The organism is Novosphingobium sp. B1 (genome assembly GCF_900176395.1).
Lineage (GTDB): Bacteria > Pseudomonadota > Alphaproteobacteria > Sphingomonadales > Sphingomonadaceae > Novosphingobium.
The window spans coordinates 63,865-86,720 of record NZ_FWXL01000005.1; the positions used below are offsets into that span (position 1 = coordinate 63,865).

The 22,856-nt window shown below is 64.5% G+C and carries 18 protein-coding genes; 10 read left to right on the forward strand and 8 right to left on the reverse strand.

Annotation, left to right across the window (positions count from 1 at the left end; genetic code table 11):
- Positions 1-6: 6 nt before the first annotated feature.
- From B9A23_RS10260 to B9A23_RS10285, 6 genes are all read right to left on the reverse strand, one after another.
- The gene (locus B9A23_RS10260; RefSeq protein WP_084278775.1) at positions 7-912 is read right to left on the reverse strand and encodes a glycoside hydrolase family 16 protein; all 906 of its coding nucleotides are present in this window, start codon (positions 910-912) and stop codon (positions 7-9) included.
- Positions 909-2,411 (reverse strand): tryptophan halogenase family protein, encoded by a 1,503-nt coding sequence (locus B9A23_RS10265; RefSeq protein WP_084278776.1) that lies wholly within the window; start codon positions 2,409-2,411, stop codon positions 909-911. Before B9A23_RS10265 ends, B9A23_RS10260 begins: the two co-directional genes overlap by 4 nt.
- Positions 2,408-3,355, reverse strand: a complete 948-nt coding sequence (locus tag B9A23_RS10270) for a cupin-like domain-containing protein (protein WP_084279222.1) — start codon at positions 3,353-3,355, stop codon at positions 2,408-2,410. The genes B9A23_RS10265 and B9A23_RS10270 overlap by 4 nt, the downstream gene beginning before the upstream one ends.
- Before the next feature lie 67 nt (positions 3,356-3,422).
- The gene (locus B9A23_RS10275; protein ID WP_084278777.1) at positions 3,423-4,142 is read right to left on the reverse strand and encodes a SapC family protein; all 720 of its coding nucleotides are present in this window, start codon (positions 4,140-4,142) and stop codon (positions 3,423-3,425) included.
- On the reverse strand, positions 4,139-5,686 hold the full coding sequence (locus B9A23_RS10280; RefSeq protein WP_084278778.1) for a tryptophan halogenase family protein: 1,548 nt from the start codon (positions 5,684-5,686) through the stop codon (positions 4,139-4,141). The genes B9A23_RS10275 and B9A23_RS10280 overlap by 4 nt, the downstream gene beginning before the upstream one ends.
- A gap of 125 nt (positions 5,687-5,811) precedes the next feature.
- Positions 5,812-8,775 (reverse strand): TonB-dependent receptor, encoded by a 2,964-nt coding sequence (locus B9A23_RS10285; RefSeq protein WP_084278779.1) that lies wholly within the window; start codon positions 8,773-8,775, stop codon positions 5,812-5,814.
- Between the two features lie 287 nt (positions 8,776-9,062).
- On the opposite strand from B9A23_RS10285, the gene B9A23_RS10290 reads away from it, so the two are divergent.
- The 5 genes from B9A23_RS10290 to B9A23_RS22770 are packed head-to-tail and all read left to right on the forward strand — an operon-like array spanning position 9,063 to position 14,118.
- Positions 9,063-10,337, forward strand: coding sequence for a DUF3422 domain-containing protein (locus B9A23_RS10290; RefSeq protein WP_084278780.1), 1,275 nt, complete (start codon positions 9,063-9,065; stop codon positions 10,335-10,337).
- A gap of 44 nt (positions 10,338-10,381) precedes the next feature.
- Positions 10,382-11,383 (forward strand): magnesium chelatase ATPase subunit I, encoded by a 1,002-nt coding sequence (gene bchI / locus B9A23_RS10295; protein WP_084278781.1) that lies wholly within the window; start codon positions 10,382-10,384, stop codon positions 11,381-11,383.
- Positions 11,384-11,405: 22 nt separating this feature from the next.
- Positions 11,406-13,091 carry a magnesium chelatase subunit D gene (locus B9A23_RS10300; RefSeq protein ID WP_254895071.1) on the forward strand — a complete coding sequence of 562 codons (1,686 nt, stop codon included), beginning with the start codon at positions 11,406-11,408 and terminating at the stop codon, positions 13,089-13,091.
- A complete protein-coding gene (bchO, locus tag B9A23_RS10305) occupies positions 13,088-13,972 on the forward strand; it encodes an alpha/beta fold hydrolase BchO (RefSeq protein WP_084278783.1) in 885 nt (294 codons plus the stop codon). Before B9A23_RS10300 ends, bchO begins: the two co-directional genes overlap by 4 nt.
- Positions 13,969-14,118 (forward strand): hypothetical protein, encoded by a 150-nt coding sequence (locus B9A23_RS22770; protein ID WP_176217955.1) that lies wholly within the window; start codon positions 13,969-13,971, stop codon positions 14,116-14,118. The genes bchO and B9A23_RS22770 overlap by 4 nt, the downstream gene beginning before the upstream one ends.
- Here B9A23_RS22770 and B9A23_RS10310 read toward each other — a convergent pair.
- Together B9A23_RS10310 and crtD are read right to left on the reverse strand one after the other, a co-directional pair.
- A complete protein-coding gene (locus B9A23_RS10310; protein WP_368655938.1) occupies positions 14,115-14,978 on the reverse strand; it encodes a hydroxyneurosporene dehydrogenase in 864 nt (287 codons plus the stop codon). The two genes, B9A23_RS22770 and B9A23_RS10310, sit on opposite strands and share 4 nt — an antisense overlap.
- Positions 14,951-16,498: a 1-hydroxycarotenoid 3,4-desaturase CrtD gene (gene crtD / locus B9A23_RS10315; protein WP_254895072.1), complete on the reverse strand. Its 1,548-nt coding sequence runs from the start codon at positions 16,496-16,498 to the stop codon at positions 14,951-14,953. Before crtD ends, B9A23_RS10310 begins: the two co-directional genes overlap by 28 nt.
- Positions 16,499-16,587: 89 nt before the next feature.
- Here crtD and B9A23_RS10320 point away from each other — a divergent pair, with 89 nt between their 5' ends.
- The 5 genes from B9A23_RS10320 to bchZ all read left to right on the forward strand — a co-directional run bounded on the left by B9A23_RS10320 (position 16,588) and on the right by bchZ (position 22,766).
- The gene (locus B9A23_RS10320; protein WP_084278786.1) at positions 16,588-17,715 is read left to right on the forward strand and encodes a methyltransferase; all 1,128 of its coding nucleotides are present in this window, start codon (positions 16,588-16,590) and stop codon (positions 17,713-17,715) included.
- Positions 17,716-17,833: 118 nt separating this feature from the next.
- The gene (gene bchC, locus B9A23_RS10325; RefSeq protein WP_084278787.1) at positions 17,834-18,799 is read left to right on the forward strand and encodes a chlorophyll synthesis pathway protein BchC; all 966 of its coding nucleotides are present in this window, start codon (positions 17,834-17,836) and stop codon (positions 18,797-18,799) included.
- Positions 18,796-19,785 carry a chlorophyllide a reductase iron protein subunit X gene (locus tag B9A23_RS10330; protein ID WP_084278788.1) on the forward strand — a complete coding sequence of 330 codons (990 nt, stop codon included), beginning with the start codon at positions 18,796-18,798 and terminating at the stop codon, positions 19,783-19,785. The genes bchC and B9A23_RS10330 overlap by 4 nt, the downstream gene beginning before the upstream one ends.
- A 3-nt stretch (positions 19,786-19,788) precedes the next feature.
- Complete coding sequence (gene bchY / locus B9A23_RS10335; RefSeq protein ID WP_084278789.1) at positions 19,789-21,324, forward strand: chlorophyllide a reductase subunit Y; 1,536 nt, start codon at positions 19,789-19,791, stop codon at positions 21,322-21,324.
- The gene (bchZ, locus tag B9A23_RS10340) at positions 21,321-22,766 is read left to right on the forward strand and encodes a chlorophyllide a reductase subunit Z (RefSeq protein ID WP_084278790.1); all 1,446 of its coding nucleotides are present in this window, start codon (positions 21,321-21,323) and stop codon (positions 22,764-22,766) included. Before bchY ends, bchZ begins: the two co-directional genes overlap by 4 nt.
- Positions 22,767-22,856: the final 90 nt, after the last annotated feature.

Consider the following 22,856-nt stretch of genomic DNA (forward strand, 5'->3'; position numbering starts at 1 on the left):
GGGCTGTTAGTTACCCCCGCTTTTCGTTCCCGCGCCTGCGTTACCCGCATCGTCACGCTTTTGCCATACGCGGACCCAATCCACGGCCATTGTCTTGGGAAAGCCCGCCGGATCAACACCCTTGCTGTTACGGCTTTCCGAAAGATGCCCGCCGATGGCGAGGTTGAGGATCAGGTGAAAGGGCTTGTCGAATGGTGCGCCTGCCTTGTCGGACGCTAGCGTGTGCCATTCGTGCGGAGCGCGGCGGGCATAGTCCTTGCCATCGACGCGCCAGACCATGCCGTCCTTGTCCCACTCCACTTCGTAGGTGTGGAAGGCTGCCCGATCGGCAAGCTGCGTGTCCTCGGTAATGTAGCGATTGCGCGGCGGTTCGCCACCGAAGTGGATCGTGCCCAGCACGCGGTTCTCGCGCCCGCCCTCACACGTCTCGCAGGGCTGGCCAAGGTTTACCGCCTCCATGATGTCGATCTCGCCCGAGCGTGCCCAGCCGCCATAGGCCCAATCTTCGGGCAGCATCCAGATCGCGGGCCAGGTGCCCTGCCCTTGTGGCAGGCGCGCGCGGATCTGCACCTTGCCATAAAGCCACGCGGCCTTGCCTGCCGTGGAAAGCCGCGCCGAGGTAAAGGGCTTGGATCGCTTCGCCTCCGCCTTCTCCGGACTATTGCGCTGGTCACGCGGGAAAGCTGGGCCGGTGAAGTTCTCGCGCTGGGCGACGATCTCCAGCACCCCGTCGCTCACGCGGTGGTTGGCGCTGCGCGCAGTGTAGCACTGCTGCTCCTCGTTGCCGCCGCCCCAGCAGTCCTCGGCCAGCACCCAGCGGTTGCGATCGAGCGAAGAGCCGTCGAACTCGTCGGCCCAGACAAGTTGCCAATCGGGTTGGACCGCCGCTGCGGCCAGAAGCAGAAAGGTCATGCCGCAGCCGGGACTTCGGCACCGCAATAGCGCGCCACGTAATCGCCGTGCGCGGGCAGCGCGGCGACGGTGCGGCTCACCTGCTCACGCAACGAGCCAAGCAGATGCGCCAGTTCCTCGTCGCGCAGCTTGGCGGCAACCGGGTGGTGGCTCTGCGGATTGATCCCCTGCCCCATCATAACCTGAACCCACGAATTCTCGGCAAAGAGCTCCTCGTTCTTGCGGAAGACGCGGCCGGTCTCGCGGAACAACTCGATCTTGTGCTCGAGGCTCGCGGGGATCTCCATGCTGGCGCAGTGCCGCCAGAACGGTGTGTCACGACGGTCGGTCGCCTTGTAGTGCAGGACGAGGAAATCGCGGATCTGCTCCATGTCGGTAAACTGCTGGTCGTTGAACTCGTCGATATCGCGGGTGCTGATCGCGCCTGCAGGAAGCATCCGCACGATGCGCAGGATAGCGCGCTGGATCAGGTGGATCGAGGTAGACTCGAGCGGCTCCATGAACCCGCCCGAAAGGCCGACGGCCACGCAATTGCGATGCCACTGCTTGCGCCGCGCGCCGGTGCGGAAGCGAATGTGGTTGGGCTTCACCAGCTTTTCGCCCTCCACGGTCGAGAGCAGCTTTTCAAGAGCCGCCTCGTGGCTGAGGTAATCGCTGCAATAGACGACCCCATTGCCCTGCCGGTGCTGCAGCGGAATGCGCCACTGCCAGCCTGCTTCGTGCGCGATGGCGCGGGTATAGGGCACCGGCGGACGCACGCTCGAGGTCTGGATGGCGATTGCGCTGTCGCAGGGGAGCCAGTGGGTCCAGTCATCATAGCCCGCCCGTAGCGCTCCTTCGATCAGGAGCGCACGGAAGCCCGTGCAGTCGATGAACAGGTCGCCCTCGATACGGCGGTTTCCTTCGAGCACCAGTGCTGCAATGTCGCCGCTTTCGCCATCGAGTTCGACGTGGGCAATCTTGCCTTCAATCCGGGTCGTGCCGTCGCGTTCGGCCATCGCGCGCAGAAACCTGGCATAAAGCGCGGAATCCAGCTGGTAGGCATAGTTCATCCTGTCATCGGGAAGATGCGCGAACTTGCCTGCTTCGGCTGCCTTCAACTCAAGGCAGTATTCGCCATAAGGCTCGGTGTGCCCGCGCTCCAGCCCGTTGAGCCAGAAGTGCTGGAAGCCTGCCGACCAATGGTCCTTGCCGGTGCCGCCAAACGAGTGGAAATAGTTCTCCCCCTGCACCCGCCAGTTCTCGAAATTGATGCCAAGCTTGAACGTCGCCTGCGTGGCGCGCATGAACTCTGCCTCGTTGATGCCAAGCAGGCGATTGTACATGACGAGCGGGGGGATCGTGCTTTCGCCAACCCCGATGGTGCCGATCTGTTCGCTTTCGACAAGCGTAACCTGCGCAACGGCCCCAAGCGTGCGGGCAATGGCTGCGGCGGTCATCCATCCGGCGGTGCCACCTCCGGCAATGACGATGCGGCGGGGCAGATGCGAAGCGGTCATTGGCTGAGGCTCCTCAGTATGAACTGGTGGATGCGGGCAGCGCCCTGCGCGTCGATGGGGCCAAGCGCGCCCAGACCCTCTTCGGGAATGTGCGCCCTTGCTTCATCGCCGCCCGAGAACACGTAGTAATCGAACAGATCGCGCCAGATCGCGCGATCCGCGTCGGGCAAGTCGCGAATGGCGAGCAAAGCATGGGTCAACGCGGTCTGCGGCTGCCCCAGGTAGCGGGGAGTATCGCGCCACCAGTAATTGAGCAGGATGTTGAATGGCTCGGTTGCCTCGACATGGTGCCACCACATCGAGGGCACAAACAGCGCGTCGCCCGGCTCGAGGTCGGCGACCTGCCCATGCTCGAGCGCCTCGGCGAAGCGAGGATGCGCCGGAAAGTCCGGCGCGCCGAAGTCGACCATGCTGACGGCGCGACCCGCCGGCGTGTTGTCGATGGGACCGAGGTAGAGGTTGCGAAACTGCTCGGGCGGGAACAGCGTGAAGCGGCGGCGGCCGGCAACGCAGCAGGCAAGGTTGTCGGGAAAGTCGTTGTGCGCCGCGATGCGCGTGGGCGACCCGATCCACAGGCTGGTGATCGGATCGCGCGTCCCGAGGTCCACCCGGTTTTCGGCATCGACGCCCTGGAAATGCGTCGGCACGTCGATTGAACCGAGATAGATGACCGGATGATCCGCGCGCCCTTCGTTGGCGTCGAAGCCGGAAAAGATATCCGACAGCTTTCCGCGCGCGGTGCGGAAATTCATCTGCATGGCCGCGTCGTAGAACAGACGGCCACCACTGCCGGGGTCAGCGAGCGAGACGGTGAACGGCACGGGCCGCGCGCGTTCGACGAGATAAGCGCGGGCGTCGCGAGCGGATCGAAGGCCGGCCTGCACGAGCGGCCAATCGCGCACCAGCCCACGCAGCACGAACGGTTCACGCGCGCCTTGCAGCATCACGTCCAGATCGTCCGGCGCACCAAGCGTTCTCTCGACAACGGCAGGGAGCGGAAAGGCGCTCGTTTCAGCCACCACGTATCTTGGCGTTCTTGCGGGCGACGAGATCGCCGAAGTGCGAAAGCGAGGCGACGATCATGTAGATCCGTGCCAGGTGGCCGCTCGCCATGAGGTCCTGCAACGCCGCGCCATCGAGAACCGCGAGCTTTTCCTCGTTGATCGTGTGATAGCCGACGAGCGAGTTCTTCGCTCCATCGTCGAGCGTCACTTCGAGCGTGAAGGATTCAGCGAGTTCGTAGCGATCGAGCGCGGCAAAGAAGTCGGCGGATTCGCGGTGAGCATGATCGAGGTCCCCCAGCTTGGCGGCGATATCCTCGAGATAGGGCGTGGGCTGGCCGTTCGCGTCAAACACCCGGATGCCCTCACCTGTCCGGCTGACGCGCGGGTGGTCAAGATCGACGTGGACCTGTGGCACAGCATCGGGCGTGGCCGGACGGCCGATGAGAAATGGACGGATCGCCATCGACAGCGGACGGTAGGGCGCATCCCAGTTGCCATCGCGCAGGAACAGGTTCTCGCCCGTCTCGAACCCAAGGAGCGCCAGCGCTTCCAGCTTGCCGGTCGAGAGGTCGCGCCGCAGCACGATCGGATAATGCGCCTGCACCGACCGGAATTCCGCCGGGACGGTGGCGCAGGCCAGGACATTGTCGCCAAGCTCTGCGCTGGCCGCAGTGTCGATGCGCAACTCGCCATGATCGGCGGGATTGAGGACTGCGTGGTTGCTCATTTCGCTGCGGCTCCGTGCATGGCAATTGGGTCTGCATCCGCAACAGGGCGCAGGGCATCGAGATAGGTCCGGTTCGACGGCAGCGCCGCAGCCAGCGCGCGAGACCGCTGGCGCACATCGGCGAACGCCTGCGCTGCGGCAGGATCTGCTGCTCCGGCGGGAACGGGAAAGCCCATCCCGTAAAGCACATATTGCTGGCTGGCCGCACAGAAAAGTTCGTCCATGCGGGGGAAGTCCCACACCGACGGCGGCTGATCGCGCCAGAGCTCAAGCACCTCTGCAAGGCGTGCCGGGACGGTGGCGGGATCGCGCTGCGCCTGCCAGTAGGGCTCGGTCCGGCGGCTGAGGACATAGTGCAGCTTGAGGAATTCGACGATGCGGTCCCAGCGGTAGCGGAACAGTTGGTTGAAGCGATCCGCCAGCAGGCCCATCGTTTCGGCGCGGCGCGGGAAGTTTTCGGCCAGCGCCTTGATCGAAAGTTCGATTGTGACGATGGCTGACGCTTCAAGCGGTTCGATGAACCCCGCCGAAAGCCCGACCGCAAGGCAGTTGCCTTGCCAGAAGCGCTCGCGATGCCCGGTCGAGAACGTCAGCTTGCGCGGGCGCAGTGCCGCGATGTCAGCCCCGGGCACCTTGACCGCAATATAGGACCGCAGCACTTCCTCGGCCCGGGCATCGTCCATGAAGCGGGAAGAGAACACGCAGCCGATGCCGCGCCTCGTCGGCAGGGCGATGTCCCAGATCCAGCCTGCCTCATGCGCAGTTCCAATGGTCTGCGAGGCGATCGCGGTGCCGTGTTCGACCGGCACCTGGACGGCGAGCGCACTGTCGTTGAACGAAACGTCCGAGCGGTCGACCCACGGCACGGCGCAGTGCCTGCCGATCAGGATGGATGCAAGGCCGGAACAGTCGATGAAGAAGTCCCCGGCAAGCTCGCGCCCATCGTGCAGGCAGAGGCTGGCGATCTTGCCTTGCTCGTCATCCGCAATTGCTGTCACTTGCGCCGAGACATGCGTCACCCCGAGGCGGGTAGTGGCGTGGCGCTTCAGCAACGCGGCAAACTTGCCGGCATCAAGGTGATAGCCGTAATTCAGCGCCCCGGCATAATCCGGCATTGCGCGTTGCCTGGGCGAAAGGTTTTCATCGCAAACCAGGGCCTGTGGCGTCATTGCCCGCGCGAAGGGCAACCCGGGTGCTTCGGTGCGCCAGGCCTGCAGCATCGCGGCCATGTCGCCGGGCGGTGGCGGCGTAAACGGATGAAGGTAGCTGTCCTGAGCCGAACCATCGACCCAGCCATCGAACCGCGAGCCCTGCTTGAACGAGGCGTCGCATTCCGAGAGAAATTCCGCTTCAGCAATGCCGATCGTGGCGAGCGTTTCGCGCATGGTCGGCCATGTGCCCTCGCCCACGCCGATCGTCGGAATGTCGGGCGCTTCGGCAAGGGTGATGGCAAGCTCGGGCCGCCTGGCGGCCAGCAGGCACGCCGAAAGCCAGCCTGCGGTGCCGCCCCCGACGATGACAACCTGCTCCACCGACCCGATCATCTCTCACCCATCCCGACTGCCGGTTGATCCGGCCAGCGCGTCCGTCTTGAAAACCCCTGCGGCCCGCACTGCCGAAGCAATACGGGCCGCCGGTTCTTCGTTACCCGAAGGTCATCCCATCAGGCTCAGAAGGTAAACCGTGCACCGGCAGCATAGCGCGCATAGCCCGGTGCCGCAAAGAACACGGTCTGCTCGTTACGCTGATAGCCCTTGCGATCGGCGTTGGTGATATTGATGCCCTCGACGAACACCGTCACGCCCTTGCGGATTTCGTACGATGCGCTGGCGTCGAACTGCCCATAGGCCTTCACGTAGTACGGGTCGAAACCGTAGCCCGAGAGGAAGCCTGCGCGCCAGTTGTAGGCGACGCGAGCCTGCAGGCCGTTCTTGTCGTAGAACAGGACGGCGTTGGCACTGTCGCTGACCCCGTTCACCGCGAACTGCGGCACGGTATAGCGGATGGCATTGTCGAACTTGGTGTCGCTCTTGACGACAGTGTAGTTCAGGATCGTGCCGAAGCCGGTGTCCCAGAAGCTGTGCTGGACAGCAAATTCCCAGCCCCACAGCTTGGCCTGCTGATCGCTGTTGGTCGGCTGCGTGGTGATGAAGTTCACCAACGGGTCCGACGCCTGACCGATCACGCCCGTCACGTTGCCAGCAGCATCGCGGGTAACGGTGGAGGGGAAGCGCTGACCGATATAGTCGAGCAACTGCTGCGCCGTTGCATTCGGGCCGAGCGCGGCACGGGCAGCGGCAGCGTTGGCACCAGCGGCAGCATTCGTCAGGCCGAACGCGGGCTGGTTGACCTGCGTCTGGCTGATGAAGTTCTTCACGTTCTTGTGGAAGAACCCGACCGACACATAGCTGGTCGGCGCGTAGTACCACTCAGCCGAAAGATCGACGTTGTTCGACTTGTAAGGCAGCAGCCCCGGGTTGCCGCTCGATGCCGTGCTGCCACCGATGCGGATCGGAGACGCGAGCGTCAGGCCGCCCTGCATCGAGTTGTAGTCAGGCCGCGTGATCGTCTGGCTGTACGATGCCCGAAGGCGGACGTTCTCGACCGGCTCCATGTCGAAGTCGATCGCGGGCAGCCAGTTCTCGTACTCGCCCTTGAGCGTGCTGGCAGCGATGGTCGGCGTCGCGCCGTAGTCGATGGCAGTCTCGTTGCCACCCGTCCACACGGTGCGAACCGGGATCGGCACGAGAGCCGAAGAGTCGATCTTGGTCTTCTCGTAGCGCAGGCCGAAGCGCAGATGCGCGGTGCCAGCGCCCAGATCGAACGAGTGCGTGGTCTGCAGGTAGGGCGCCCAGGTACGTTCGCGGACAGTACGGTCGGTGGTGTACTTGGCAATGCAGGTGCCGGCAGCGACAGCCGTGCTGCAGATACCCAGCTTGCTGTCGAGCAGACGGATCAGCCCATCGGTATTGATGTCGAAATAGTTCGGGATGATCGACGGATCGTTCGCACCGGACATTCCGGCAAGATCCTTGGGCAGATCGCGGACCTGGTAGAGATCGTCGGGCGTTTCTGCTGCCGTCAGCGTGCCACCCCAGGTATCGTTCTGGATGACGCCGAACGCCGAGCGCACCTTGTTTTCGGTGTAGGTCACGCCGAAGTCGAGGCTGTCGATGAACGAGGCATCGAAGTCGTACCCGCCGCGGAAGGTGACTTCGTTGATCTCGTCACGCTGGTAGGCAGTGCGAAATGCGTTGCCGGCCGGACGGATGTTCGAAGCCTTGATCTCGGAGCCGGGGAACATCTTGACGCTGATGACCGGCATGTCCTGCGTGAAGTCAACCTTCTGCGACTGCACGCCGAAGATCGCGCTGCCCACGGCAATGCCCGAACCATAAGGCTTGGTCGGCTTGCTTTCTGCGGTCGAGTGGTGACCGTCGAGCTCAAGACGCAAGCCGCCCGGACCGTCCCACTTCAGGTTGCCACCGATCGACTGGTTGCGCGAACGGTTGGCCGCGACCGCACCAGTGATGGCAAGATCCTTGCCGGGCCCGAAGTTCTCGGCATAGAAGTTCGGCCCTGCAGCCGGACCGTCGGTCCAGCTGCTCGAGGTGTCGCCGTGGTTGAACCAGACGCCAATCGAGTTGGTGCGCGCGTCGATGGTGTTCTGCGAGAAGGTATAGTCGACGGTCGCCGTCAGCGTGTCGGTGGGCTTCACCTGCACGACAGCCTGACCGTTGATGCGCTTGCGGCGGAACGTGGTGAAGTCGTAACCGGCGTTCTGCGTCACCTGGTAGATGTCGTTCGGGCCGGGACGGTTCTGGATGTTGGCGGCGGCAGGCGTTCCCGGCTGCGCCAGCGAACCCCAGTTGTTTTCCGAACCGAGATAGCCTTCGCGCCAACCCGCGTTGAACTGCGCCTGGCTGGCCTTGCGGTCCTGGTAGGAGCCCGTCAGCAGCACACCGATACGGTTGTCGGCGAAGGTATCGCTGATGATGCCCGAGACTTCAGGCGTGATGCTGGTGCCGTCGAACAACGAGGTATCATAGACCGCCTTGGCACCGATGCTGCCATGGAAGCCGGCACGATCAAGCGGCCGCGCCGTCTTGATGTTGATGACCGAGCCGATACCGCCGGTGGCCAGTGAAGCACGACCCGACTTGTAGACTTCGACGCCGGCGATGCCTTCTGAGGCAAGGTTGGCAAAGTCGAACGAGCGCGAGGCCGGAGCGCCGCTGCTGCCGCCAAGGCTCGAAGCCGGCATCTGGCGGCCGTTTAGCAGCACCAGGTTGAAATCGGGACCAAAGCCGCGGACCGTGACGGTCGAGCCTTCACCGCTGTTGCGGTCGATCGAAACGCCCGTGATGCGCTGCAGCGACTCTGCAAGGTTCGTATCCGGGAACTTGCCGATATCTTCGGCCGAGATCGCGTCGACCACGCCCTGCGCGGTGCGCTTGATGTCCATCGCCTTGGAAAGCGAGGCACGGATGCCGGTGACGACGATGGCATCGCCCTCGGCCGGTTCGTCGGCCGCGACTTCCTGCGCAAACGCCGCCTGCCCGGTGAGGGCCAGCGCGAGGGCAAAGACGCTGGTCGCACGAACGGCAGCGGAACGGGTGGTGGAAACGCTCATGATCCTCCCCTTCTCCGGCGCCTTATGAATTCAGCGCTCGGAAAAATACGCAAGGCGCACGGCAACCGCCGCCTTGTGAACGTTCACCTAATTGAGAACGTTCACGCGGTCAATAGCCTTCGCCGTTTGGCGTATGGCGGCGTAGTGCTTTTGGGCAATCCCCGGTCGCTCGGTCGGGATTGGCCGGGAATCCGTTTGGCCTGACCGCAAACATCGCCTAGCTTCCGGACAGGGCGGCGACAGGCCAGATCGGGTTTCTTGCCGTCAGCCCCGCGGGGGGCCAACCGATGCGCGATCACGAGCTCAGAAGCAGGGCGGTCGGTGAAATGCACTTGCGGCGCTGGCCGCTGCTCCCGGTTCCCTGCCACATCGTGCAATGGGCCTTGTCCGTCGAGGATGCCGAACGCGCTGAAGAACTCTCGCTGATCGAAGCACTTACCGCGACGCACGACAGTGTCGGCAACCCCACCCATCGCGAAGGCCACGTCAACGAGCATGTCTCGTTCACATGGGAAAGGCAGAGCGAGGGCAGCAGCCTTACCCTGTTCTGCTCATCATGCGACGAGCCTGGCTTTCTGGATCCGCACAGTCATCCGCCACTTGCAGCAGCCATCGCCTGGGCCAACACCTTGCCAGGGCGCGTGGTGCGCAGCACCCGGGTCTGGCTGGGCGAGGATGATGCCGCAATCGAACGATTGCTCGAACGTCATTCGTTCAATCGTGATGAACTGGTTTCCAGCCGGCTTGCGGGCGGTATCCGCATCTGGTCGGACTTCCGGCTGAAGGACGATGGTTTCGGCCGTCTGCTCGTCGCCGCCAACGGCATCGACCGGCGTGACCTGACGCGTCAGATCCAGCGACTTCAGGAACTGGGCAATTATCGCAACAAGGCACTGCTTGGCCTGCCGATTGCCCGCGAATGCTGGCCCAAACTCGATGCTGCAGAAGACCGCTTGCGCGAATTTTCGAACCGCATCGCCGACAGCGATGCACGCGACGACAGCCTGCTGGAGGAACTCTCAGGCCTTGCGCTCGACCTTGCGTCGGTCTCGACTGCCATTTCCTTCCGCATGGATGCAACCCGCGCCTATGGCCAGATCGTCGAGGAGCGACTCGAACAGCTCGGGGTCGAACCTGTCGAAGGCTATGCGTCGCTGGTCGATTTCACGCAGAGGCGCTTTCGCCCGGCGATGAACACGTGCCGCGCCACTACCGAGCGGATCGAGCGTATTGCGCACCGCACCGAACAACTGGCATCGCTGCTGCGGGCCCGGATCGATACCCGGATCGAAAATCAGAACGCCGAGCTGCTGCGATCGATGGAGCAGTCGATCACCATGCAGGCGCGGCTGCAACAGCTGGTCGAGGGCCTGTCGGCCGTTGCACTCAGCTATTATGTCCTCGGCCTTCTGAAATATGCCCTCTATGCCTTGCCTGACACGGCGCTGGGCGTTTCGGATGAATTCATCGTCGGCCTGCTTGTCGTGCCGATGGTGCTTGGCGTCTGGTGGACCATGCACCTCCTCAAGTCGCGTCTGATGAAGACTTCAAGGCAGCAATAATTGTTCTTGTCCTGACGGCGATATGTGTCCACACTTCTGGACAGATGGCGCGCTTTCCCTTCTCTGCGATCGTCGGTCAGGACGAGATGAAGCTCGCTCTCCTGATCGCTGCGATCGATCCATCCATCGGCGGGGTGATGGTGTTCGGTGACCGTGGCACCGGAAAGTCCACCGCGGCCCGCGCTCTTGCCGCGCTGCTCCCGCCCATCGCGGTGGTAGAGGATTGCCGCTACGGCTGTTCGCCCGAAGCCCCCCACACCTGCCCCGATCCCTGCCGGTCTACCAAAGCTGGCAAGCGTCCGGTCCCATTCGTCGACCTGCCGCTGGGCGCAACCGAAGACCGCGTCATCGGTTCGCTCGATCTGGAACGTGCCTTGCGCACCGGTGAAAAGGCTTTCGAACCCGGCCTTCTTGCCCGTGCGCATCGCGGCTTCCTCTACATCGACGAGATAAACCTGCTCGAGGACCATCTCGTCGACCTCCTGCTTGATGTCTCGGCGTCAGGTGAAAACGTCGTCGAGCGTGAGGGTCTGTCGATCCGGCACAAGGCTCGGTTCGTGCTCATCGGCAGCGGCAATCCGGAAGAGGGTGAATTGCGCCCGCAACTTCTTGACCGCTTTGGTCTCTCGGTCGAAGTGCGCACCCCGAAGATCCTTGCCGAACGGGTCGAGATCATGCGCCGCTGCGCCGCGCACGACGCCGACAGTGAAGCTTTCGCCGCTCAGTGGGCGGAATGGGATGAGAAGGCCCTTCAGCTGATTGCGCGCGGCCAGAAGAAGCTTGCGAAGATCGAGATGCCCGAAAGCGTCCTGATCGATGCTGCGCAGATCTGCAGTGCGGTTGGCGTCGACGGTTTGCGCGGAGAGTTGACGCTGATGCGTGCGGCTCGGGCTTACGCTGCGTTGAAGGGAGCAAGGATCGTCAAGCGCGATCACCTGCTGCAGATTGCCCCGATGGCCCTTCGCCACCGCCTTCGCCGCGACGTTCTTGACGAGAGCGGATCGACAGCCCGCATCGACCGCGCGATAGCCGAACACTTCTCATGAACCCGGCGCGATGACTTCGGGTATGGCAGATGCGCTCCTTGCAGCGCGCCTGCTGGCCGCGGATCGCAAGCTTGGCGGCATGGTCCTGCGTGGCGGAGGGCCTGCCCGCGATATGGTGGTGCAGGCGTTGCGCGCATTGCTTCCCGCAGACACGCCTGTCCGACGCCTGCCCGGCCATATCGACGAAGACCGGCTCACAGGCGGGATCGATATCACCTCCAGTCTCGTCAGCGGAACGCTGGTGCTGCAGCGGGGATTGCTGGCGGAAAGTGCCGGCGGCGTGCTGATCGTGCCCATGGCCGAACGACTCCGGCAGGACATCGCCGGCCGGATTGCGCAGGCGCTCGACAATGGCGGCAACTTCCTGCTTGTCCTCCTCGACGACGGTGATGGACCGGATGAGCGCCCTCCCCTCGCGCTGATGGAACGGGTGGCTTTCGATCTCGGTCTGCACGATGTGCGAAGCGCGGATTGTGACTGCGCCTTGCCCGCGCCGATCCCTGGTGGATCATTGCCGCTGCTCGGAGATGAAGCCCTGTCCGCCCTTGCCGCAACGGCAGCCGCGTTCGGCATCGCATCGATGCGGCCAGTGCTTCAAGCGGCAGCGGCGGCAAGGGCCCACGCCAGGCTGGCCGGGCGGGAAATTGCTATCCAGTCTGATCTCGAAGCGGCTGTCCGCCTCGCGCTCGTCCCTCGTGCCACCCAGCTTCCGCCAGAACCTGAAGCCCCGCCTTCCCCCGAAGCAGAGCCGGAATCTGAACAGGCCGAGCAGCCCCAGAATGACAATGTAGATGACGACGACGAAAATGCGCCCGGCGTCCCTGAAGAGCTGCTGATCGAGGCTGCGCGCGCAGCTATCCCGCCCGACGTTCTCGAGCTGATCGCATCGGGCCGCGCGCAACGCTCGGCCCGGGGGGGCGGCGCGGGGCGGCGAACCAGCTCGGCACTGCGAGGCAAGCCCCTTGGCGCGAGACCCGGCGTTCCCGGCGGCGGCAGACGCATGGCCTTGGTCGATACCTTGCGAGCAGCGATCCCGTGGCAGCCGCTGCGCCGCCGCGATCCCGCTCCTGAAGGTGCAGGCCCGATCCGCTTCCGGCGTGACGACCTGCGCGTCCGCCGCTTCGAGGAGCGCGCAACGTCCGTCACGATCTTCGCGGTGGACGCCTCGGGATCTGCCGCATTGGCCCGGCTGTCCGAAGCCAAGGGCGCAGTCGAACTGATCCTCGCCCAGGCTTACATAAAACGCGCCGAAGTGGCCCTGATCGCGTTCCGCGGGACCGACGCAGAGGTGCTGCTACCCCCGACGCGCTCGCTCACGCGCGCCAAGCGCGCGCTTGCGGAATTGCCCGGCGGGGGCGGCACCCCGCTGGCCCGGGGAATCGCACTCACCCGCCAGCTTGCAGACGCAGTGGCAAGTCGTGGCCGCACGCCGTTCCTCGTATTTCTGACCGACGGCAGCGCCAACATCGCGGCCGACGGATCAGCCGGCCGCGCGAGGGCAAACGCAGATGCTCTTGCTGCGGCAAAGGGGATCGCCAGCGCCGGCCTCGACGCCGTCGTCATCGACATCTCTCCCCGCCCCCGGCCCGAAGCTGCCCGCATCGCGCAGGCCATGCACGCCCGTTACCTGGCTCTGCCCTTCGCCGATGCCAAGGCGCTCAAGGCTGCCGTGACGATCGCTGCCGAACCACAGAAGAAACGCGCATGAGCGGGCCGCGATGGTCGGTCGAGGGCGGCAATTGGCCGAACCGCGAAGCCAGCCGCTTCGTGGAGACACCCGGGCTGAAATGGCATGTGCAGGTCGCCGGGGAAGGCCCCGCCCTGTTCCTGCTGCATGGCACCGGCGCCGCAACGCACAGTTGGCGCGATCTGCTGCCGATGCTGGCGAAGCACTTCACCGTCATCGCACCCGACCTTCCCGGCCATGGCTTTACCTCTGGTCGTCCGCGCGGTGGCCTGGCGCTGCAGGCCATAGCAGCCTCGCTGTCCGACCTGCTGCTGGCTCTGCACGTGGAGCCACGCCTGATCGTCGGACATTCGGCCGGGGCGGCAATTGCCCTGCAACTGGCCAGCACACGCGGCAACGACGTGGCAGTCGTCGGGCTGAACCCCGCGCTCATGCCCTTCCCCGGCCTTGCCGCGAAACTGTTTCCATCGCTTGCCAGAATGCTGTTCATCAACCCGTTCGTGCCCCGCATGCTCGCGGGAATCGCGCGCATCCCCGGAGAAACCGGTCGGTTCCTGCGTCGTGCCACCGCCTCCACGATCGATGCCCGCGGGATTGCCGCCTACGAGGTGCTCATGGGCAACACCCGGCATTGCGCTGGTGCCATGGAGATGATGGCAAGCTGGGATCTTGAAGGTCTGAGCCGCGCATTGCCGCAATTTGCTCGCCCGGTCCTGCTGATCCATTCGAGCGCTGATGCGGCAATACCGCTGCAATCGGTGCAGGAAGCGGCACGGCGTCTTCCCGATTGCCGCCTGCTGGTCTTGCCGGGACTGGGGCACCTCGCGCACGAAGAGCGCCCCGATCTGGTCGCGGACGAGATTTGCAGCTTCGCCCACCAACAGCAGGGAAACCCTACATGAATGCCATCGGCGAGAATTTCGGCTGGATAGAAATCGTCGTGTTTGCCGCTATCGCGCTGGGCTTCGGCCTGTGGCAACTGCGCTCGATCAACAAGGAAATCGCTCGCGACAAGGCGAGGAAGCAGAACGACAGCCCAGAAGGCTAGCCTCGCGGTATCCGATAAGGCAGCATGAACTGCACGATCGGCGAGGAAAAACGATCGAGATCGAGGCTTTCCTGCACGGCGGTCACAGGCTCTCCGAACAGTCGTGCGGACAGCGTGGACCGGGCATAGAACGGCGCATCCTCCCACGTCCGGATCACGCTGGCATGGCCGCGATCAGCCCGCGTCCTGCGCTCCATCTGCCACAGCGTGTCTGGCAAGGGCGCGACCGGCGGCAAGGTTTCCTGTTCGTGCGGCACGCCGTCAGCGCCAAAACGCAGGGCGCTGGCAAAGCCCTCTCCATGGCGGCGAATGCCTTCGTAGCAGACGACCGACCCGCTCCGTCCATGGGCCCGGGACCAATGCCAGACGCGGAAGCCTTCCTCGAGCGACTCCGATCCGAAATTCGAATCGAGGTAGGCGCTGCCTTTCCATCTCAGCCCCGGCTTGGCCATCGTCACTTCAATATGCGCCCGCGGCGCGATGCAATGCCAGCGGTGCCGGCCTTGCGGATCCAGCGCGAAACTGCGCTCGTTCAGGGCTTCGGGAATCACGCGGACTTTTCCGGCAACCCGCCGCTGCCATGGCACGCCGACACGCTTGTCCATTTCCTCGATGTCGATCTCGAGCGCGTTGCCCGTCCACCGCACCGAGCTGGGCCCGATCTGGAGATTGTCGGCATCGCGTGTCACGCTGCCACGCCCCCGCTCGGTCATCGTCCACCGTGCGCCGGGCCCATAAAGCGCGACGTTCAGCGCGCAGTGCTGCAGCGGATCACCCCTCCCGCTTTTCTTGTAGAAAGGCGAGAAAACGCTGCCGATAAATGCGATGATCGTCAGACCGTGGCGTCCGCACTCGCTGATCGCATCGACATACCACCAGCCATAGCCACCGGGTGGGACCTGCGCATCGAAGCGAGGTCTTGCAGCACCGCCTGCATCGCCAGCCGTCCGGACAAGGCGGCCATCGGCACCCCGGCCCCCGGATGGGTGCTTCCACCCGCGCAATAGAGCCCAGGGATCCGGGTCCGCGTTCCCTGCCGGAGGAAGGACGCCGCCCAGCCGTGCGAGGCCCGACCATAGATCGCTCCCCCGGTCGAGGGCAAAAAGCTCTCGAAGGCGTTGGGCGTCAGCAGCGTGTGCGGAAAGCCCGTCTCCAGTTGCAATCCGCAGCGCTCGAGGCTGCGCCTCATGGCCAGTGTGCACTGCGCCTTCTCCTCTTCAGTGTAGGTGTGGGTATCGCCGTTGGCCGGCGCATTGACGATGATCTGCAAGCGCTCACGGGTGCCGGGGGAAATCGGCTCCGCAGCGTCGCGATCCTGCGCGCAGATGTAGACGCTGGGATCGACCGGCGGCATTCCTGCCCGAATGTCTGCGAATTCGCGCGGATAGTCGGGCGAGAAGAACACGTTGTGGCGTTGCAGCGCAACGCCCTCGGTCCGGGCATGGGCAAGCCAGACCATCGCCGACAGAGACCGCTTGCGCACGCCATGAGAACTCACCGCCATAGCTGCCAAGGGCCCGAACCCGCCGCTCGCCAGGGCTTCGGGGTCGGCATTGGCGATGACCGCATCGGCGGCTATGCGCTCGCCGGTTTGCAGGATCACGCCCGATGCGCGGCCCTGGTCGGCTTCGATCAGGGCTGCTGCCGTGCCGAACCGGAACCTGGCGCCGTGCATCTGGGCAAGCCGCACAAGCGCTGCTGCCAGAGCGCTCATGCCGCCTTCGATCAGCCACACCCCGGTCGCCTCGACATGCGCCACCAGCATCAGGGTTGCCGGTGTCTCGAACGGCGAGGATCCACAGTAAGTCGAATATCGGGCGAATAGCTGGCGCAGGCGCTGGTCGGCGAAGTGTTCGCCCAGCACTTTCCACATCGATTCGTAGGGCCTGATCGCAATCAGATCTGCAACGCGCCACAGCCCGATGCGCCACATCAGCGGTAATGGCCAGGATATCTTGCTTCCCCGCATCATCGACTGGTCGAGGATCCGATGGATGCGGGCTGCTTCGTGGCGAAAGGCGCGGTACCCCCTTGCTGCTTCTGCCCCGGCGAACTCGCCGATCGCGGCCTCGCTCGCTTCCGGATCGGCGTGGAAATCAAGCTGCTGCTCTGCGTCCCAGGCGTGGCGCGCAATCACCTCGGCACGCCGGACTGTGACGAAGTCGGTCAATTCCGCGCCGCATTCGGCGAACAGAGCCTCGAACACATCCCGCATGGTGAATACGGTCGGACCCGCGTCGACGGCGGCACCATCGACAATCAGCTGGCGTGCCTTTCCACCTGGTCCCGAGGCCTTTTCGATCACGGTGACCTCGCATCCGCGCGAAGCGAGCAGCGCAGCCGCAGCAAGTCCGCCAATCCCCGCACCAATGATCGTCACGCGCGATGGCAAGACACTCTCTCCCCGGACTCCAGCCCGACAAGCATACAATTGACCTTTACATGATAAATGTCCAATAGTTTGGACAAATGCTTGATGTCTTGCCACTCGATCCGCCGAAGCTGGCAAACGCGCCCCCACGCTGGCGGCAGCGATGGGTGCAATGGCGCAACCGCGTTCTTCAGGACCAGTCCTTCCAGTACTGGGCCGCCCGCCTGCCCTTCTTCGCGGCAGTATCGCGGCGGCGGGCAGCAAGTGCGTTCGATCTCGTTGCCGGGTTCTGCTACTCACAGGTCCTGCTTGCAGCCGTGCAGGCAGGGTTGCTCGATCTCTTGGACCAAGGCCCCAAGGACGCCGCCGAACTGGCTCACTCCACGGGACTCAGTCGTGACGCTGCACTGCGGTTGGTGCGCGCGGCAGCCGCGCTCGATCTTGCCGAAGAAGTCGCACCGGGCTGCTGGATGCTGGGGCAACAGGGCGCTGCCCTTCTGTCCAATCCCGGTGCCTTGGCGATGGTTCGCCATCATCCGCTGCTTTACAGCGATCTGGCCGATCCCCTTGCCCTCCTCAGGCAGGATCGCGCCAGCGCCACCAAGCTCTCGGATTTCTGGCACTATGCATCTGAAAGTGAAGGCCGAAAGGCACAGAGCTACTCAGAACTCATGGCCGGCTCGCAAGCGATGGTGGCTCGCGAAGCGCTTGCCGCCTACCCGTTTGCCCGCCATCGCCGCCTGCTCGACATAGGCGGCGGGCACGGCGCCTTCGTCAGGGCCGTGGCAAAGGCTTGCCCTGCCCTGGCCTTCGGCGTGTTCGATCTCCCCCCGGTTCTGGCCGGATGCGGTTCGGACATGGCGCAGATCGCTCTCCACCCCGGAGACTTCTTCGCGACTCCGCTGCCGACCGGCTACGATTGCATGACGCTCGTTCGCATTCTGCACGACCACGACGACGATCGATGCCTTGCGATCCTTCGGGCAGCCCGCACAGCCCTGCCACCCGGTGGCAGGCTCGTCATTGCAGAACCCATGGCCGGCGCGCGCAACGCCAAGCCGATGGGCGATGCCTATTTCGGCCTCTACTTATGGGCGATGAATTCGGGACGGCCGCGCACCGCAAGGGAATACGAAGCTCTTGCCAGCGCAGCAGGATTCTCCCGCTGCGTCATCCGCACCACTGCAATGCCGGTAATTGCCAGCGTCATTGTCTGTTCATATTGACATCACATGCCGTCCAATATGATTGACACCTATCAACGTTAGCGTATGGTGAATGGTGTCTGACGGACTCATTTGGGCCTTCAGACCGGCCGATCAGGCCTGAGAGGGGAAGACCGGCATGGAGTCGCTGGCGGTCATATTGGAAGCTCCAAGGCGCCTGGCGCTGCGCAAGCTTGAGCTGAGCGGAAGCGGTGACGCCGAAGTTGGTGGCAACCTGTTGTCCCCGTCCGATCTTCTCGTCGAAATTCAGTGGAGCGGCATAAGCGCGGGCACAGAAAAGCTTCTGTGGTCGGGTGAAATGCCCAATTTTCCCGGCATGGGCTATCCCTTGGTACCGGGCTACGAGTCTGTCGGTCGCATCGTCGATGCTGGCGACGAAGTGGCAACCCGGGTCGGTGAATGGGTCTTCGTCCCTGGCGCCACCTGCTATCGCGACGCCCGCGGACTGTTTGGCGGAACGGCCCGACGTGTCATCGTCCCGTCCGCTCGCGCCCTGCCCGTCTCCGAGTCGCTTGGTGCCGATGGCGTGCTCTTCGCGCTTGCCGCAACGGCGCTTCACGCGATGAATGGGGGCGAACCGCCCGATCTCATCGTCGGTCATGGCACGCTTGGTCGCCTGCTCGCGCGGATGACTATTGCTGCCGGCGCGCCGCCGCCTGTCGTCTGGGACAACAAGCCCGCCCGGCGGAATGGCGCCCGGGGCTACAGCGTCATCGCGCCAAAGGACGATGACCGCCGCGATTACGCCAATATCTACGACGCCAGCGGTGATGCCGATTGCCTGGACCTGCTCGTCCCGCGCCTGCGCAAGAAGGGCGAAATCGTGCTGGCGGGCTTCTATGCGAACCGTCCGAGCTTTGCCTTTGCCCCCGCCTTCCGGGCCGAGGCGCGCTTCCGCGTGGCGGCCGAATGGGGGCCCGATGATCTCGCCTCGACCCGCGCCCTGATCGAAAGCGGCGCGCTCGATCTCTCTGGCCTGGTTTCGCACCAGCGCCCGGCAGAGGAAGCCCCGGATGCCTATCCGGAAGCCTTTCTCGATGCCGACTGCCTCAAGATGGTTCTCGACTGGAGCAACTGCGCATGACGATGCTGGACACACATGCCGCTGCCCTGCGCGATGAAGCCGCGATCGAGCCGGACGCGCCGCACACCGGTGAGGTGAAGAAGGAAACGCAGATCATCGCGATCTACGGCAAGGGCGGCTCGGGCAAGAGCTTTGCGCTATCCAACCTCAGCTACATGCTCGCCCAGCAGGGCAAGCGCGTGCTGCTGATCGGCTGCGATCCAAAGTCCGATACCACCAGCCTGCTGTTCGCCGGCAAGGCCTGCCCCACGATCATCGAGACCTCGTCGGCCAAGAAGCTGGCTGGCGAGGATGTGCGCATCGAAGACGTCTGCTTCCAGCGCGACGGCGTGTTCGCGATGGAATTGGGCGGGCCCGAAGTTGGCCGCGGCTGCGGCGGGCGCGGCATCATCCACGGCTTCGAGCTGCTGGAAAAGCTTGGCTTCCATGACTGGGGCTTCGACTACGTCCTGCTCGATTTCCTCGGTGACGTCGTCTGCGGCGGCTTTGGCCTGCCGATCGCCCGCGACATGTGCCAGAAGGTCATCGTCGTCGGCTCGAACGACCTGCAGTCGCTCTATGTGGCGAACAACGTCTGCAAGGCGGTGGAATACTTCCGCAAGATGGGCGGCAATGTCGGTGTCGCCGGCATGATCATCAACAAGGACGATGGCACCGGCGAAGCGCAGGCATTCGCCAACGCGGTCGACATTCCGGTCCTTTGCGCCATTCCGGCGGACGAGGACATCCGGCGCAAGTCGGCCAATTACCAGATTATCGGCAAGCCCGGCGGGCAATGGGGCAGTCTCTTTGCGGAGCTTGCATCCAATGTCGCGTCGGCACCGCCGCGGCAGCCCACGCCCCTCGACCAGGATGGACTGCTTGGCCTCTTCTCCCCCGAAGACACCGGAGGCAACGTCGAGTTGGTCCCGGCGACACAGGCTGACATGCGCGGCGGATCATTCGAGCAGCGCCCCTCGCTCGAGGTGGTCTATGACGAGGCCTAGGGCATGACCGACCTCGCAGGCCAGGCGCTCACGCGCGAGCCAGACCGGATCGACCTCGATCCTCCGGTCGAAGGCGGCGGCTGCCACGCCGGCGCGGACGTGCTGCGCGAGGCGACCAACAAGGCGCTAGGGTCCGAACTGCTTGACCGCTACGCGGCTGACTACCCGGTCGGCCCGCATGACCAGCCGCAATCGATGTGCCCGGCGTTCGGTTCGCTCCGCGTTGGCCTGCGTATGCGCCGCACCGCAACCGTCCTCTCGGGCTCGGCCTGCTGCGTCTACGGCCTGACCTTCACCTCGCACTTCTATGGCGCGCGCCGCACGGTCGGATACGTGCCGTTCAGTTCCGAAACGCTGGTCACCGGCAAGCTGTTCGAGGACATCAAGGAGGCTGTCGAAGGTCTTGCCGATCCGGCTGACTACGACGCGATCGTTGTAACCAATCTGTGCGTTCCGACCGCGAGCGGCGTACCGCTTCGGTTACTCAAGAAACAGATCAACGGTGTGCGCATCATCGGGATCGATGTACCCGGCTTTGGCATCCCGACCCACGCCGAGGCAAAGGATGTGCTGGCGGGCGCCATGCTCGCCTATGCCCGCGAGGAAGTGGCGCAGGGCCCGGTCGCAGCTCCCGCCACCCGCACCGACAAGCCCACCGTCACTCTGCTGGGCGAGATGTTTCCGGCCGACCCCGTCGGCATCGGCATGATGCTTGAACCGCTGGGGCTTGCCGCAGGGCCGGTCGTCCCCACCCGCGAATGGCGCGAGCTTTATGCTGCGCTCGATTGCGCAGTCGTCGCAGCGATCCATCCCTTTTACACCGCCAGCATCCGGGAATTCGAACACGCCGGACGCAGTGTCGTCGGCTCGGCCCCGGTCGGCGCTGAAGGCACCGCTGCATGGCTCGATGCCATCGGCGCCGCCTGCAATGTGCCCGCCGAAAAGGTCGAGGCCGCCAAGGCCCGCTTCGTGCCGATGATCCGCGCAGCGCTCGCCGCCAATCCGATCACCGGCCGCATCACGGTCTCGGGCTATGAAGGCTCCGAACTGCTCGTCGCCCGCCTGCTGATCGAAAGCGGCGCGGACGTCCCCTACGTCGGCAGTGCCTGCCCGCGCACCCGCTGGTCCGATCCTGACCGCGAATGGCTGGAGGCGCGCGGAGTCCGCGTCCAGTTCCGTGCCAGCCTCGAACAGGACATTGCCGCGGTAGAGGAATTCCGCCCCGATCTCGCCATCGGCACGACTCCGGTGGTCCAGCACGCCAAGGCCCAGGCCATCCCGGCGCTCTACTTCACCAACCTGATCTCCGCCCGTCCGCTGATGGGCGTGGCCGGCGCCGGCAGCCTGGCGCAGGTCATCAACGCCGCGATGGCCAACAAGGCACGCTTCGACAGGATGACCGCGTTCTTCGAAGGCGTCGGCACTGGCCCGGCCGCCGGGATCTGGGAAGAAACCCCGCAGGATCGCCCGGCCTTCAAGAAGAAATATGCCGCCCTCAACGAAGCCGCGCGCAAGGCGGCAGATGCGGTGGGCACATGACCCTTGTCCTCGACCATGATCGGGCTGGCGGCTACTGGGGCGCCGTCTATGTCTTCACTGCAGTAAAAGGCCTGCAGGTCATCATTGACGGCCCGGTGGGCTGCGAGAACCTGCCAGTCACTTCGGTACTGCATTATACCGACGGCCTGCCACCACACGAACTGCCGATCGTCGTGACCGGGCTTGGCGAGGAGGAACTCGGCAAGACCGGCACCGAAGGCGCGATGAAGCGCGCGTGGAAGGTGCTCGATCCCGAACTGCCGGCCGTGGTCGTCACCGGCTCCATAGCAGAGATGATCGGCGGCGGGGTTACCCCGCAAGGCACCAATATCAAGCGCTTCCTGCCGCGCACCATTGACGAGGATCAGTGGCAGTGTGCGGATCGCGCCCTCAGCTGGCTCTGGTCGGAATTCGGCCCCAAGACCGTCCCCGCGGTCAAGCCGGTCAAGGAAGGCGAAAAGCCCAAGGTCAATATTCTCGGCCCTTCGTACGGCATGTTCAACATGGCGAGCGACGTTCACGAGATCCGCCGCCTGATCGAAGGCATCGGCGCCGAGGTCAACATGGTCTTCCCGCTGGGCAGCCATCTGGCCGATGTCCGCAAGCTGGCGGATGCCCAGGCAAACGTCTGCATGTACCGCGAATTTGGTCGCAACTTGTGCGAACTGATGGAGCGGCCCTATTTCCAGGCTCCCATCGGGCTCGACAGCACCACCCGCTTCCTGCGCGCGCTGGCTGCCGAACTCGGGCTCGATCCCGAACCGTTCATCGAGCGCGAGAAGCACACCACGATCAAGCCGTTGTGGGACCTGTGGCGCTCGGTCACGCAGGACTTCTTCGCCACGGCCAGCTTCGGCATCGTCGCCAACGAGACTTATGCCCGCGGCATTCGCAAGTTTCTTGAAGACGACATGGGCCTGCCTTGCACGTTTGCATTCTCGCGCAGCGCAGGGATCAAGCCGAGGAACGAGGACGTGCGCGCCGCAATCCACGCGAACCCGCCGCTGGTGCTGTTCGGCAGCTATAACGAACGCATGTACAGCGCCGAGAAGGGCGGCCGGTCGATCTACATTCCGGCCAGTTTCCCGGGCGCCGCAATCCGCCGCCACATCGGCACGCCCTTCATGGGCTATTCGGGCGCCACCTATCTCGTGCAGGAAGTGTGCAACGCGCTGTTCGATGCGCTGTTCAACATCATCCCGCTGGCGACCCAACTCGATGCCGTGGAGGCAACGCCCGCGCGCGACAACCGCGAGCTGGCTTGGGACGAGGACGCCAAGGCGCGGCTTGACCAGATCGTCGAAGCGCAGCCGGTGCTGGTGCGCATCTCTGCCGCCAAGCGCCTGCGCGATGCAGCCGAGCGCATCGCGCGCCGCCACAACGAATCCCGCGTCAGCGCCGACAGGCTGGCCGACGCCATGCTCGAGGCACAGGTCACATGACCGGCGCACTTGTCTTTCCGCGCTCATCCCAGGCGCATCAGCTTGCACGGTCGCCGCTCTCCGGTCGCCCGTGTTCCCCCATCCACGCGG

Bases quoted from the DNA above. Each gene is read 5' to 3' on its own strand.
- B9A23_RS10260 (WP_084278775.1), bottom strand. From the start codon at position 912: ATGACCTTTCTGCTTCTGGCCGCAGCGGCGGTCCAACCCGATTGGCAA.
- B9A23_RS10265 (WP_084278776.1), bottom strand. From the start codon at position 2,411: ATGACCGCTTCGCATCTGCCCCGCCGCATCGTCATTGCCGGAGGTGGC.
- B9A23_RS10270 (WP_084279222.1), bottom strand. From the start codon at position 3,355: ATGCTGCAAGGCGCGCGTGAACCGTTCGTGCTGCGTGGGCTGGTGCGC.
- B9A23_RS10275 (WP_084278777.1), bottom strand. From the start codon at position 4,142: ATGAGCAACCACGCAGTCCTCAATCCCGCCGATCATGGCGAGTTGCGC.
- B9A23_RS10280 (WP_084278778.1), bottom strand. From the start codon at position 5,686: ATGATCGGGTCGGTGGAGCAGGTTGTCATCGTCGGGGGCGGCACCGCA.
- B9A23_RS10285 (WP_084278779.1), bottom strand. From the start codon at position 8,775: ATGAGCGTTTCCACCACCCGTTCCGCTGCCGTTCGTGCGACCAGCGTC.
- B9A23_RS10290 (WP_084278780.1), top strand. From the start codon at position 9,063: ATGCGCGATCACGAGCTCAGAAGCAGGGCGGTCGGTGAAATGCACTTG.
- bchI (WP_084278781.1), top strand. From the start codon at position 10,382: ATGGCGCGCTTTCCCTTCTCTGCGATCGTCGGTCAGGACGAGATGAAG.
- B9A23_RS10300 (WP_254895071.1), top strand. From the start codon at position 11,406: ATGGCAGATGCGCTCCTTGCAGCGCGCCTGCTGGCCGCGGATCGCAAG.
- bchO (WP_084278783.1), top strand. From the start codon at position 13,088: ATGAGCGGGCCGCGATGGTCGGTCGAGGGCGGCAATTGGCCGAACCGC.
- B9A23_RS22770 (WP_176217955.1), top strand. From the start codon at position 13,969: ATGAATGCCATCGGCGAGAATTTCGGCTGGATAGAAATCGTCGTGTTT.
- B9A23_RS10320 (WP_084278786.1), top strand. From the start codon at position 16,588: ATGCTTGATGTCTTGCCACTCGATCCGCCGAAGCTGGCAAACGCGCCC.
- bchC (WP_084278787.1), top strand. From the start codon at position 17,834: ATGGAGTCGCTGGCGGTCATATTGGAAGCTCCAAGGCGCCTGGCGCTG.
- B9A23_RS10330 (WP_084278788.1), top strand. From the start codon at position 18,796: ATGACGATGCTGGACACACATGCCGCTGCCCTGCGCGATGAAGCCGCG.
- bchY (WP_084278789.1), top strand. From the start codon at position 19,789: ATGACCGACCTCGCAGGCCAGGCGCTCACGCGCGAGCCAGACCGGATC.
- bchZ (WP_084278790.1), top strand. From the start codon at position 21,321: ATGACCCTTGTCCTCGACCATGATCGGGCTGGCGGCTACTGGGGCGCC.